14 protein-coding genes and 1 riboswitch are annotated in these 12,642 nt (G+C 49.9%); of the genes, 13 read left to right on the top strand and 1 reads right to left on the bottom strand.

Going from position 1 to position 12,642, the window contains the following annotated elements; genetic code table 11:
- Positions 1-134: 134 nt before the first annotated feature.
- The 5 genes from HPY31_RS19080 to HPY31_RS19060 are packed head-to-tail and all read left to right on the top strand — an operon-like array spanning position 135 to position 4,905.
- Positions 135-983, top strand: coding sequence for a HesA/MoeB/ThiF family protein (locus tag HPY31_RS19080; protein ID WP_172142007.1), 849 nt, complete (start codon positions 135-137; stop codon positions 981-983).
- Positions 984-1,013: 30 nt separating this feature from the next.
- Positions 1,014-1,874 (top strand): HesA/MoeB/ThiF family protein, encoded by an 861-nt coding sequence (locus tag HPY31_RS19075; protein WP_172142006.1) that lies wholly within the window; start codon positions 1,014-1,016, stop codon positions 1,872-1,874.
- A gap of 24 nt (positions 1,875-1,898) precedes the next feature.
- Positions 1,899-2,333 carry a DUF441 domain-containing protein gene (locus HPY31_RS19070; RefSeq protein ID WP_253901872.1) on the top strand — a complete coding sequence of 145 codons (435 nt, stop codon included), beginning with the start codon at positions 1,899-1,901 and terminating at the stop codon, positions 2,331-2,333.
- Between the two features lie 36 nt (positions 2,334-2,369).
- The gene (locus HPY31_RS19065) at positions 2,370-3,461 is read left to right on the top strand and encodes an alpha/beta hydrolase (protein ID WP_172142004.1); all 1,092 of its coding nucleotides are present in this window, start codon (positions 2,370-2,372) and stop codon (positions 3,459-3,461) included.
- Positions 3,462-3,486: 25 nt separating this feature from the next.
- On the top strand, positions 3,487-4,905 hold the full coding sequence (locus HPY31_RS19060; RefSeq protein ID WP_172142003.1) for a LeuA family protein: 1,419 nt from the start codon (positions 3,487-3,489) through the stop codon (positions 4,903-4,905).
- A gap of 100 nt (positions 4,906-5,005) precedes the next feature.
- Here the strand turns inward: HPY31_RS19060 and HPY31_RS19055 are convergent, their stop codons facing one another.
- On the bottom strand, positions 5,006-5,698 hold the full coding sequence (locus HPY31_RS19055; RefSeq protein WP_172142002.1) for a M15 family metallopeptidase: 693 nt from the start codon (positions 5,696-5,698) through the stop codon (positions 5,006-5,008).
- A 184-nt stretch (positions 5,699-5,882) separates the two neighbouring features.
- Positions 5,883-6,098, top strand: a riboswitch (cobalamin riboswitch).
- A 35-nt stretch (positions 6,099-6,133) separates the two neighbouring features.
- On the opposite strand from HPY31_RS19055, the gene HPY31_RS19050 reads away from it, so the two are divergent.
- Genes HPY31_RS19050 through cobJ form a run of 8 tightly spaced genes read left to right on the top strand, consistent with a single transcriptional unit; the run spans position 6,134 to position 12,632 of the window.
- Entirely contained in the window at positions 6,134-6,310 is a 177-nt protein-coding gene (locus HPY31_RS19050) for a hypothetical protein (RefSeq protein ID WP_253901871.1), read from the top strand.
- 27 nt (positions 6,311-6,337) lie between these two features.
- The gene (gene cobO / locus HPY31_RS19045; RefSeq protein ID WP_012684967.1) at positions 6,338-6,886 is read left to right on the top strand and encodes a cob(I)yrinic acid a,c-diamide adenosyltransferase; all 549 of its coding nucleotides are present in this window, start codon (positions 6,338-6,340) and stop codon (positions 6,884-6,886) included.
- Positions 6,883-7,998: a threonine-phosphate decarboxylase CobD gene (gene cobD, locus HPY31_RS19040; RefSeq protein WP_172142000.1), complete on the top strand. Its 1,116-nt coding sequence runs from the start codon at positions 6,883-6,885 to the stop codon at positions 7,996-7,998. The genes cobO and cobD overlap by 4 nt, the downstream gene beginning before the upstream one ends.
- Positions 7,995-8,534, top strand: a complete 540-nt coding sequence (cobU, locus tag HPY31_RS19035) for a bifunctional adenosylcobinamide kinase/adenosylcobinamide-phosphate guanylyltransferase (RefSeq protein ID WP_172141999.1) — start codon at positions 7,995-7,997, stop codon at positions 8,532-8,534. The genes cobD and cobU overlap by 4 nt, the downstream gene beginning before the upstream one ends.
- Complete coding sequence (gene cobS / locus HPY31_RS19030) at positions 8,531-9,271, top strand: adenosylcobinamide-GDP ribazoletransferase (protein ID WP_012684970.1); 741 nt, start codon at positions 8,531-8,533, stop codon at positions 9,269-9,271. The genes cobU and cobS overlap by 4 nt, the downstream gene beginning before the upstream one ends.
- Positions 9,268-9,900, top strand: coding sequence for a histidine phosphatase family protein (locus tag HPY31_RS19025; RefSeq protein WP_172141998.1), 633 nt, complete (start codon positions 9,268-9,270; stop codon positions 9,898-9,900). Before cobS ends, HPY31_RS19025 begins: the two co-directional genes overlap by 4 nt.
- Positions 9,897-10,847, top strand: coding sequence for an adenosylcobinamide-phosphate synthase CbiB (gene cbiB / locus HPY31_RS19020; RefSeq protein ID WP_172141997.1), 951 nt, complete (start codon positions 9,897-9,899; stop codon positions 10,845-10,847). The genes HPY31_RS19025 and cbiB overlap by 4 nt, the downstream gene beginning before the upstream one ends.
- A 27-nt stretch (positions 10,848-10,874) precedes the next feature.
- Positions 10,875-12,632, top strand: a complete 1,758-nt coding sequence (cobJ, locus tag HPY31_RS19015; RefSeq protein WP_172141996.1) for a precorrin-3B C(17)-methyltransferase — start codon at positions 10,875-10,877, stop codon at positions 12,630-12,632.
- Positions 12,633-12,642 lie beyond the last annotated feature (10 nt).

Below are 12,642 nucleotides of genomic sequence, written 5' to 3'. Positions count from 1 at the left end.
TTCTCCTATGTTCATGAAAATTTCAAATAAAACCCAATTAATAGTCATAACGAGCTATTTTTTTGCTAGTAACTGGAACTCTATAATGTCAAATGTAAATGGACAATTCAATTTGGAAAGAGGAGGAAAAAGAATTGGAAATGAATTCCTTTTATTGGGAAATGGTCAAGAAAAATATTGGCGTGTATACCACTGAGGAACAAAAACGCCTAAAGGACGGAAAGGTCATCATATTTGGACTCGGTGGGGTCGGGGGAATGGAAGCGATTCTTTGCGCCCGCATGGGAATCGGGCATGTCACCGGAGTAGATCCTGATGAATTCGAGGTTTCTAACATCAATCGTCAGATGCTGGCTACGGTACATTCATTGGGTAAATCAAAAGCGGCGACGGCTGAAGAAGTTCTTCAATCCATTAACCCATACATATCTGTTCGATGCGTCCAAGCAAATGTTGATGAAGACAATGTGCTTGAACTGATGAAAGGGCATGATCTGGTGATTGAAGCAGTGGACGATATACCCTCCCGCGTCATCATCCACCGGACCGCGCGTGAGCTGGGCATACCAAGCGTGGGCATGTCAGGGAGCCCCCCAACCCGAGGATTTGTCTCTTCCTTTTTTCCAGACGGCATTTCGTACGAAACAGCATTGAACATCCCAGGAGCAGGGGAAAAGTTGACCAATGAAGCGTTACGCCAAGAGATTGCTGACATAAAAAAAGCCAGGGCTTGGCACTCTGTCAAAGAAGGAGCTCCAAAGGAATGGGCAGAGGACTTTTGTGAGGGAAAGGCTGGTTGGATTATTACACCAGTTCGCGCTCATCTCATATCGCTTTTCAGTTTTCATGAAGCCGTGCAAATCTTGACGGGCAGAGAACCGTTGGCACGTGCACCCAAAGGAGTTCTCATTAATCTAGATACGGACACACCGGTAAAAGTGACAACTCCCCCTGATGGAACGTGGAACTATGCAACACTATAACGATTTTGAAAGAACAAAGGAGATGATCGTGTGTCATTGATAGAAAATAGCCAATTATATAACAATAGTTTTACCCGCAATTTCGGAATCATTACGAGTGAGGAGCAAGCCAAACTGCGAAATGCTAGAGTAACGGTGGTAGGTGCAGGCGGCGTGGGAGGAATCACATTGATTCAACTCGCCCGGATGGGTGTAGGGAAGCTTCATGTCATCGATCAAGACTCGTTTGAGGAAAGTAATCTCAATCGCCAAATGCTCAGCTTTGTCAGCAAAATCAACGCTCCCAAGGCGGAAGTAGCGAAGGAAATCCTTCACGATATCAATCCAGAGCTGGAAGTAAAGGTAACAAGGGAGTTTGTTACCGAAGAAAATGCACATGATCTGCTGGGTGATACAGATGTGATTGTAGATGCTACAGATAATCTGGTTGCACGGGTAATCATCCATAGAACAGCAGCTGATATGGGAATTCCCTCCATCTGGATTGCGGTAACACCACCCTTCCGTGGAGGAGTCATGTGCATGACACCCGACTCCTTGCCCTATGAGGTCGCCATGAGACACCCTTCTTACAAACAGCCTCTCACACCAGAGATGCGTGAAAAAATTAGTCAGATCAAAGACGAGCGTGCAAAGTATTCCGTATCGCAAGGCGCTTTACCTGAATGGGCAGATGCCTATGTAAAAGGAGAGGCTCCATGGGCAGTGCTTGCTCCGGTAGCGAATATCGTCGGCGTATTGGCTAGCTTTGAGGCATTCAAACTAATCATTCAGAGACCAAACCTATTGCCAGTCGTTGCTCCCAATCTAGTCAAAGTCAATTTAGCTTCCGTCCAAATGGTACAGGTGGAAGCCCCGGCAGAGGGAAGCTGGGATAACACGCTACTATAAGGACTCCTAATGTTGCATACCACCATGATCTTACTAGTAATCGCCCTCTTGTCATTAGTGGCAAAGGATCTGGTTCTCGTCTACGCTTCCCTCTTGCTGCTCGGATTATCTTTGTTAAAAGCAGTGCCTGTCATGGATGCAATCCAAAAACCAATGTTCCATGTGGGTCTGTTTTGTCTAATGGTATTCTTGTTGATTCCGATTGCCAAAGGAAAACATGATTTCATCTCCCTTGGTAAGGAAATGGTCAGTTGGAAAGCAACGATAGCCATTTTAGCAGGTTTTATCATCTCTTATGTCGGGGGAAAAGGCTTAAGTATTTTGCCAGATCAACCGGTTGTTTTCATAGGCGTAACAATTGGAACACTTTTGGCCGTGCTACTGTCAAATGGGCTGCCCGCAGGCTTAATCATTGCAGCTGGATGCATTGCGTTGCTGTCGAGAATCTTCAATTTCTAGGACCCTCTAAATCTACTTTGAAAGAAGTGCCAAACTATGAATTTCAATCATCAAATGAAAAATCATTTTCTTATGCTAGTCATATCTTTAGGCCTGCTTGTTCAAGGGTGTTCAACTCCTGATTCCCCCCATCAAAATAGTACAACACAAGCTCAATCAGTAGTGGAATCAACCAGTGAGATCGTAACGGAAGAACTGAAAGTGCCAAGCATCGATCAGAACGTCTCCTTGTATGTGAGGCATATGAGTGCCAAAAACAAGGAAAAGTTCGCCAGCAAAGAGGTTGTGTTGTTTCTTGAACCGTTTAGCGTACCTACTGCCGAAGCTTTCGATGTTCCGGGATTCTCCTGGATGGAGGAATACGCAAAGCAAGGCTACGACACTTGGGCGATGGACTTCCGAGGGTTTGGGCATTCTACCCGACCAGTTGTAATGGATCAACCCCCTGTAAAGAATCCTCCTGTCGTCCGTGCTACTGAGGCGGTAAAAGATCTGGAGGCTGTCGTCCAGCACATAAAGAAAACCCGACAAGTGGATAAAATCAGTATCGTAGGATGGTCATGGGGTGGAGTTGTTGCAGGGATGTACGCGACTGAACATTCTGATGATATTGAAAAACTCGTGCTTTATGGTGTTATGCATGGTTTTTCTTTGCCTTTGATGGCAACTCCATTTGAAGCAAAAGGGAAGCCAGGTGAAATTAATCCCCAATTACCAGCGTATCAGGTTGTCCAGTTTGACAAGGCCATGCACCATTGGCACATGATGTTAGATAAGCGTGATCTGGTTTCTGATGAGGCAATGAAGGCTGTATCCAAGGTCTTCGTCAACGCTGATCCTAACAGCAGCAAGCAATCTGAACAGTCCATCCGCCGTCCAATGGGACCTTTGGTAGATCTGTATTACATCTGGACGGACAGACCCATTTTTGATGCGGCGAAAATTACGACGCCAGTGTTGATCATTCGAGGAGATCTGGACTTTTTTGCCGATAAGTCCCTCTTCCATAAGCTGACCAATGCATCGGCAAAAGAAGAAGTGGTTATCAAAGATGCCACACATTGGGTGTTGTATGAAAAAAATCGTGATCAGCTCTTGCGTGAAACAGACGAATTCCTGAAAAAGTAAGTAAACTCGTAAGGATGTGCTGGAAATGAAGCCGTTTCAAATTTTGGATGCAACATTGCGAGAAGGAGAGCAGCAAGCAGGCGTTCGCTTCACATGCGAAGACAAGATTCGCATACTGCATCTCTTGGAAAGCTATCAAATAAACCTCATAGAAGTGGGCCATCCTGGAATTTCTGCTCTGGATGAAGAAATCTGCCGAAAAGTGGCTCAATCGGCAAGACGAGCGCAAATACTAATGCATGCGAGAGCTACTGTTGAAGAAGTACATGCTGCAAAGCGCGCCAAAGCAGACTGGGTGGGGATATGGGCTTCCATTAATGATGTGTCTATCCAAACCAAATTCAGACATCACGAGGAAAGCTATATACTTGAGAAAGTCCAACAAGCAGTTATCGAAGCAAAAAAGCTTGGATTACAGGTTAGATTCACGATTGAAGACGCTTCCCGGACAGAGTGGGAAAAGATATCCAGCTTAGGTCATGCTGCTTTGCAGGCAGGTGCAGATCGCATTAGTTTGGCAGATACTGTCGGGATTTGGGAGCCTGATACATGCAAAAAAATCGTAACTCGTGCCATTGAGGAGTTTGGATGCGAAATTGAAGTTCATCTTCATAATGATTTCGGTCTTGCTCAAGCGAATGCGCTGGCGGCTATTGATGCAGGAGCCTCTGTCATTGATACGACAATTTTAGGGATCGGTGAAAGAGCAGGCATTACTGACTTGATCCAGCTTACTGTTGCGTTGCAAAAGCTGCGAAATGATCATCGCTATTCTTTGGATAGAATTCCCGAGCTTGTCCAAGCGATACGTCTGACGACAGGGTATAGGCCGGACGAACTGCGCCCTATCACCGGACAAAATGCCTTTACGCATACATCGGCTTACCATGTCCAAGCCGTAAAGAGAAATTCCAAAGCGTATGAGCCATTACCTCCCGAAACAATTGGAAGAACACGGCTTCTCGAAGAAAAGCGTCCTCCAATAGGAAGTCCAAAGCTACCTGTTTCCTTACAGGTAGGAAAGCCGTTTCCCAAAGGTGCTTCAGAGCTGCAGTATCATCGTGACGGTCCAGGGATACGCTGGGTTATGATGGATTCGCGTGTTGATGAGCGAGCCTCATTCTATGTGATCCAAAGGATATTTGGACTATGCGATTTGTCCGGTATTCCTGAAAAGCATGTAGACAGACATGCGCATCATTGTGACAGTGCCTTCCTCTTTTGGGGAGATGCACCTGATGGCACTGGGCTGGTGTGTCATGTTCAACTCGGTGAAGAAGAGAAGACTGTTGAGAGTCCAGCGGCTATTTTTATCCCAGCAGGCATCGAGCATTCCTATCACTATGTGTCAGGTCGCGGAACTTATACAAATATTGTATTGTCACCTGAATACAACAAAAGCCTTTTGGTTTCAGCAGCTTCTTCTGAAATACCAGTGACCTAAAAGGTACAGGAAATTATTGAGGAGTGGGCAGCCATCTGGGCATGAGTACGGTATCGACCGGGCTCATGCCTTTTATGGCTGAATACTTGAGTATTTGTGGTTACATCGACAAAACCCCGCCATAGATCGGCTCTTGCTGCGTTTTTTGTCCCCAAGTACGGGTACCATACTCAAAATGCCACCACTCCTTCGGATAGTTGACGAAGCCTGCAGCAGTCATCAAATGATAGAGCAGTCGTCGATTGTTTCGAATTTCGATGTCTTTTTGCTTAGACTCTTCCAACTCTTCATAATAGCGAGTGGAAGCCAGTTCCCTGAAATCATCGAAGCCTGTCCCCATCTCCAGCCAGCCATCAGGCCCTGCGATAGTCAGATCGACTGCTCCGCCGGATAGGTGAGGGGACGGTTTGGAGAGGTCTGTTGTTGGATAAGCAACGAATTTGCTTAATTCTTCCGTGAGGGCGGGTCCTTCCTGCCAGCCTTGTAAAAGCAAGGATTCACGGAAACGCTCATACAACGATGCCTGTACCTCGAACGAGCGCCAGCCGTCCAGTACGACGAGTTTGTAGCCAACAGGCAGTTGCGCGGCTGCCGTGGCGAGCTTGCGAGCTGCCCCTTCTCGCAAAAAGGCTTCTGGCTGTGTTCCGGCATAGCCTTCGTGGTAGTAGGCTGGATAGACTGTGATTTGTTCACAAAGGGAAGAGAGAGGGATCATCGGTTCGCCGCATTCTTTGATCGGCAGTGGGCTGGGCAGGACCATGTCTGTTATTTTTGGAATCGGAGGATATGGCATGACTGCACACCACTTTCGATAGTTTTGCCAATAGGGTAACGAAAATTTTCAAGTAAGTAAATGGGGACTATCTTAAATTTTCTGCCAATAGCCACCTGCGACGAATCGGCAGCTTTTGCTTGAATCCTCGGTAGCTTTTGCTATTATTAATAGCAAGTGCTTGTCAACGAAACGAATGACATTTACATATGGAAGAGAAACAGGTCCTTGTTTTTGCGAAACCGATTCGCAGGAGCAAGGTTAAAAGGGAAGTTTGGTGAAAAGCCAACGCGGTCCCGCCACTGTAAGAGAGTAGCTATTCTTCAAGGCATCATGCCATCCACTGCCCATCCGGGAGCGGGAAGGAGAAGAAGAGCGATGATCCTCAAGCCAGGAGACCTGCCTGTTTTATGTTTACACTGATTTCCTTCGGGTCAAAGGAAGAGGTGAGGATTGTTGCTTTTCAGCTATCCGCGCTTTGTTTTTCCTTACGTACTGGGGGAAACAGAGCGCTTTTTTTCTGTGAAAAACGTCTCGACGTTTTTCACAAAAGTGGATGCGACCGCTTGCGGTCAACAAAACGGTCATGACCGTTTTATTGCTTCGGAAAGTATGGATGGAACAGCGGAGTAAAATACGTCACTTTTTGAGGTGGTCACGATGGAGAAAAACGATAAGAAGCGGGGCTTGACCCTCGTCTACACAGGAGACGGCAAAGGAAAAACGACGGCAGCAGTCGGATTGGCTGTGCGGGCGACAGGGCGCGGAAAAAAGGTGCTGATGGTTCAATTCATCAAGTCGCCGGAGCGAACATACGGAGAAAAGATTATTTTTGATAAATTGGGCATTGAAATCGTGCAAATGGGCGTCGGCTTCACCTGGACAAAGACACCGGAGGAGCATCGTGAGGCATTGAAGGAAGCTTGGGCGTTTGCGAGCGAAAAGCTCTCTTCCGGAGCGTACGATGTCGTCATTCTGGATGAGCTGAATAATGCATTGGCGATTGACCGCTTCCCGATTGACGATGTGTTGCCATTGTCTGCTGTTTTGGAAGCGATTCAAAACAGACCAAGTCATATCCACCTCGTGATTACGGGACGGGCAGCAAAGCAGGAGATCCTAGACATTGCAGATCTGGTGACAGAGATGAAGCCAATCAAGCATTACTACGATGAAGGGATTCCAGCTGTGCTGGGGGTAGAGTTTTGACAAGCGTAGGTGTAATAGAGACGTACGGTCATGGTGGCGACCTGCTGACCGCAGCGCAGCGCTTTGGTCGGGAACCCGGGCAGTTTCTGGATTACAGTGCCAATATTAATCCGCTGGGGATGCCAGCGAGCGTCCGTGAGATGCTACTGGCTTCGTTGGCTGCTGTAGCGCATTACCCAGACCCTGGACATCGTGTGTTTCGTCGTGCGCTGGCGAAACGGCTGCAATTGTCGGAGGAATGGCTGCTGCCTGCGAATGGTGCCGCGGAGGCAATGGCACTAGCCATCCTCGGTCTTTCCCCACAAACAGTTGGTGTGGTGTATCCTTGCTTTTCGGAATACGCGCAACTTTCCGAGCAGTATGGAGCTCGTGTCATCGGCTGCTTCGGGAAGGAAGCGAACGGGTACAAGCCCGATCCTGAAGAGCTGTATACACTTTTTACGCAGACGGATCTCGTATTTGTCGGGTCACCTAATAATCCGACCGGAATCCTGTATCAACCGGATGAGCTGCGCCAAATGGCGGAATGGACGCAAAAGACCAATACGTGGCTCATCGTGGACGAGGCTTTCCTCGATTTTGTGGAGGAAGAGCGGCAGTATACATTGGCGACGCAGCTGGAGCACTTTCCCCGTGTGATTTTGATGCGCTCGATGACGAAAATGTACGCGATCCCGGGATTACGCCTGGGCTATGCGATTGCGCACCCGGATGTCATTGCGAAAATGCGCCAAAAGCAAGTGAGCTGGAGTGTGAATGCCCTAGCCCTTTTGGCAGGCGAACTGTGCTTGCAGGAGCAGGCATACGAGGAACAGACGCGCAGGTTTATCAAAACAGAACGTGCATATTTGACTGATTCCATCCGTAGTGAGTTGGGCTGGCAGGTATGGCCGGGGGAGGCAAACTTTTTGCTACTGCGCTCACCAGAAGGATTGCCAGCCGAGCAATTGCAGGCACGACTCGGCAAAAAAGGCGTTCTGATCCGCAACTGTGCGATGTATCCCGGTTTGACGGCCCATGATGTGAGAATCGCGGTGCGTGGACGAGAGGAAAATGATCGACTTTTGGCAGCGCTTCGCGAGGTCCATGCGGAAGGAAGTGAACAGCGATGAGCTTGGTGCTGGTAACAGGTGGTGTCCGTTCAGGAAAAAGCCGCTACGCGGAAGAGCTCGCGATGAAGTTGGGCAGTCGAGTCCTGTACGTGGCGACAGGCAAGGCTTGGGATGATGAAATGAAGCAGAGAATCGAGCAGCATCAGGCACGTCGTCCGCTGGAATGGGGCTGTGTGGAGATAGGAGAGCGATTAACGGATTACCACGCATTTCGTGAGCAGTATGATGTGGTGTTGATCGATTGTCTGTCCACTTGGGTGAGTAATCGATTGATGAGCGTGGATGAGTCGGAATGGAGAAGTACTTCACACACGCAAGCCCTGCTGCAGGAGGCAGAGGCGTGGCTGACCCTCGTTCAGAATTCCCCGCAAAAAGTCATTGCTGTCACAAGCGAGGTCGGATTGGGCGGTGTAGCCTTGAGTTGTTTGGGCAGATGGTTCGCGGATGTTCTGGGCGATGTCAATCAGAGAAGTGCGCGACAAGCGGACGCCGTCTACGCGGTTTTGTCGGGGATACCGTGGAGGATCAAAGGATGAATGCATTTTTACACGCGATCTCGTTTTTTACGCGTATTCCGGTCCCGTGGCTTCGTCCTTCTGAGGAGGCGTGGAGAAAAAGCGTCAACTGGTATCCCGCGGTTGGTTTGGTCATCGGTTTATTGCTATGGGGTGTGCATCAAGCAGGACTGGTGTTGTTCAGTCCATGGATCGCCGCAATTTTAACGCTGATCGCATGGGTCTACGTGACCGGTGGTCTTCATATGGATGGGTGGATGGACCTCGCGGACGGTCTTGGCAGCAGCAGGCCGCGAGAGCAAATCCTTGCAATTATGAAGGACAGCCGCGTAGGTGCGATGGGCGTTCTTGCTGCGATTATGCTGTTGCTGATCAAGGCGGGTGCGGTCGCAGAGCTCGCACATCCGGGATGGGGCAGCTTTTTGATCGTAGCGCCAGTGGCAGCGCGGACGCATGTGCTTTTGTCGATCAAGCTCTGGCCGTATCTTTCGGCGGACAAAGGAATCGGAAAAGGCATCAGTTCCGGGCTTTCCGTTTCCTCTATCATCGTGAGCTACATCATCGTGTTTGCAGCAGGATGGTATCTTGGGGGCTTGCAGGTCATGACAGCTATTTTCCTGTCGCTGTTGTTCGCTCTATGGTTTTCACGCTCGGTTGCAAAAAAACTGGGCGGTTTAAACGGAGACTGCTACGGGGCTGTTATCGAAAGCAGTGAAGCGGTCGTTCTGTTGGTGTTAGTCGGGAGCTGGTGGTTATGAAACTGGTTTGGATACGTCACGGGGAGACAGACAGCAATCGAGAGCATCGATATTTGGGGCATAGCGACGTTCCTTTGAATGAGCGCGGTTATCTGCACGCGAGTGATTTGACCAAGGAATTACCAGTGCTGATCGGGCGACCCGCTGCGATTTACTCGAGTGACCTGCTCAGATGCATGCAGACTGCCGAACCACTCGCAGCTGCTTGGGGGCTATCGATTATTTCGGAGCCAGCTTTGAGAGAGCTGTCTTTTGGTGAGTGGGAGCTGATGACCTACGATGAGCTAATGCAGTCGGACCCTGTGCGGGCCACGAGGTGGTACGACGATCCTTTTCGAAATCGACCTCCACAAGGGGAGGGTCTGGAAGAGCTAGGGATGCGCGTGGATCGTTGGCTTCGCTCCTTGTTGGAGAGAGCGGGCAAGGAGGAGACATCTGATACAGTCGTCATCGTCACACATGGCGGCGTGATCCGCTGGTTCCAGGCCGCCTGGCTCGAAAACAATCCTGACCGATATTGGCAGGTCGAGGGCTTGAAGCATGGAGAGGTGCTGGTAGCGGAATGCTTGGATGCGGAAGAGAAGAGTTGGATGGCACAACCCCTGAAGAGTAAGAGAGGGACAACATGACAGAAGTATGGATATTATGCGCGGCCTACTTGATTGATCGGGTGGTAGGAGACCCCCGGTGCTTGCCGCATCCAGTGATCATCATGGGCTGGTGGATTACACGATTGGAACGGGTCATACGTTCTCTCGTCAAAGAGGAGTCGCATTTGAAGTTGGCAGGAGTTCTGTTTCCGGTCGTGATCGTTGGCGGTAGCTACGCTGTCGTTTGGCTGATTTTGTGGGGAGCGACGTTTATCCATCCGGTGCTTGCCTGGATCTTGGGTGCCTGGTTGATTTCTACGACGATCGCGACAAAAGGCTTGGCCGATGCCGGGATGGAGATTGCCCGTCATCTTGTGGCTGGGGATATGGAAGCGGCGAGACGCTCCTTGTCCATGGTAGTCGGACGTGATACAGAGCGACTAGATGAACCGGAAGTATGTCGAGGAGCAGTGGAAACTGTGGCGGAAAACATCGTCGATGCGATCGTCTCTCCGCTGATTTTCGCAGCGATTGGGGGAGCACCGTTGGCAATGGCGTACCGTGCCGCCAACACTCTCGATTCCATGGTTGGCTATAAAAACGAGAAGTATCTGAATCTCGGCTGGGCGTCTGCCCGCTTTGACGATGTACTAAACTACATACCCGCCCGTTTGACAGCTTTGTTGCTTGTCGTCGCAAGCTGGCTGCAGCGATTGGATGGGAAGCAGTGCTGGGCAATGATCAGAAGAGATGCGCACTTGCATCCGAGTCCAAACAGCGGTTTGCCGGAAGCCGGAGTCGCTGGCGCATTAGGCGTGCAGCTCGGGGGACTGAATTATTACCAAGGTGTTGCATCGAACCGGGCAAAAATGGGAGATGCGAAACGACCATTGCAGGCAAGTGACATTGTCGCGACGATTCGTTTAATGTATCTCGTTTCACTCTTATGTCTGCTCGTTAGTGTGATGATATCGATTTTATTATAAACAGGAAGCGAAAAGGGGAGGGGCCTTATGAGCGGCAAGTTGTTTGTGATCGGGTTTGGTCCAGGGAGTTTTGAGCATATCACCAAGCGGGCGCGGGAAGCCCTGCAGGAGTCCGATGTCATTATCGGCTATTCCACCTACGTAGATTTGATCCGTGGACTTTTGACGAATCAGCAAATCGTCAGCACAGGGATGACCGAAGAAGTGGCGCGTGCACGGGAAGCCGTGCGTCAGGCGGAAGAGGAAGGCAAAAAGGTAGCGGTTATTTCCAGTGGAGACTCTGGTGTTTACGGGATGGCAGGTCTCGTATACGAGGTGTTGGTGGAAAAAGGCTGGACAGAAGCTACCGGCGTACCCATCGAAATCGTACCGGGCATCTCGGCGATCAATTCCTGTGGGGCGATCCTCGGTGCACCTATCATGCACGACGCATGTACGATCAGTCTGAGCGATCACTTGACGCCGTGGGAACTGATTGCCAAACGGATTGACGCAGCAGGGATGGCTGACTTTGTGATCGCGTTGTATAACCCGCGCAGCGGACGACGTACACGCCAGATTGTTGAAGCGCAACGCATTCTTTTGCAGTACCGCTCACCAGATACGCCGGTCGGTATCGTGAAAAGTGCATATCGCGAACGCGAAACGGTTGTCGTGACGACCCTGGCCCAAATGCTGGAGCATGATATCGGCATGTTGACCACCGTGATTATCGGAAATACATCGACATTTGTATACGACGGCAAAATGATTACGCCGCGCGGTTACCAGCGTAAATACACGCTGTCTGCCGATGAGCAGCCACTGAAGCCGCATCAGCGTCTGCGTGTAGAAAATGAGCCTTGGTCGCTCGAGGCCTCCGAGGAGAGCCTCGCGTCAGCTCCGGCAACACCAGTAACACCGAACACAGAAAGACCAGTAGCCGTTACCGAGGATAGAGTACCTGCTACAGACCCAGCAAATCGTGTAGCAACAAGCACGGCAGTACTGGAAGCACCGCCTGTAACAGAAGAAGCCGCACCAAAAGCTCCTTTCGCCTGGGCCATGGAGGCATTGACGGCTATCAATACGGCGAAAGGCATTGAAACCAAGCCAGCTGTAGGTCAATTCAATCGTCCGGTGTCTACCTTTACGCCAGAGATGATTTTTGAATGCGCGGTAAGTCCGGGCGTTGCCAACAAAAAAATCACACCGCTGCAAATGATGGCGATTGCCGAGGTGGCTGGAGAAAAAGGCGAGATCGAATACACCCCACACCACCAAATGATTTTGCGCGTGCCGACTGCCAACCCTGAAAGCATTACTAGCCGCTTGAGAGAGCTTGGTTTGATTCTCAGCCCGATCGGAGACGTTTTGCAGGTAAAAGCGTGTGATTTCTGCGACGGCGAGAAAAAAGACAGCATCCCATATGCCGAGGAGCTGCACCAAAAGCTGGGTGGAAAAGAAATGCCGAAGGAGCTGAAGATCGGCTTCAACGGCTGCGGGATGGCATGCTATGGAGCGGTTCAAGAAGATATCGGAATCGTATTCCGCAAAGGAAAGTTCGATTTATTCCTGGGAGCCAAAACGGTGGGACGCAATGCACACTCCGGTATTCCGGTAGCAGAAGGCATCGAAAAAGAAGAGATTGTTCCACTCGTGGAGCGAATCGTGAACCGATTCAAAAAAGACGCATTTCCGAACGAAAGGTTTCACAAGTTTTTCCAACGTGTAGGTGAGCTGGAGGGCTTTGCATGGTACGAGCCAGCCAAAGCTGAAATCGAGAATGCTGCATGCGGAGATTAATGCAAGAACA

Origin of the sequence: Brevibacillus sp. HB1.3 (genome assembly GCF_013186635.1) — a bacterium.
Taxonomy (GTDB): Bacteria; Bacillota; Bacilli; order Brevibacillales; family Brevibacillaceae; genus Brevibacillus; species Brevibacillus brevis_D.
Note: the sequence above shows the minus strand (reverse complement) of the source record. Positions and strands in the feature narration are given on the sequence as shown.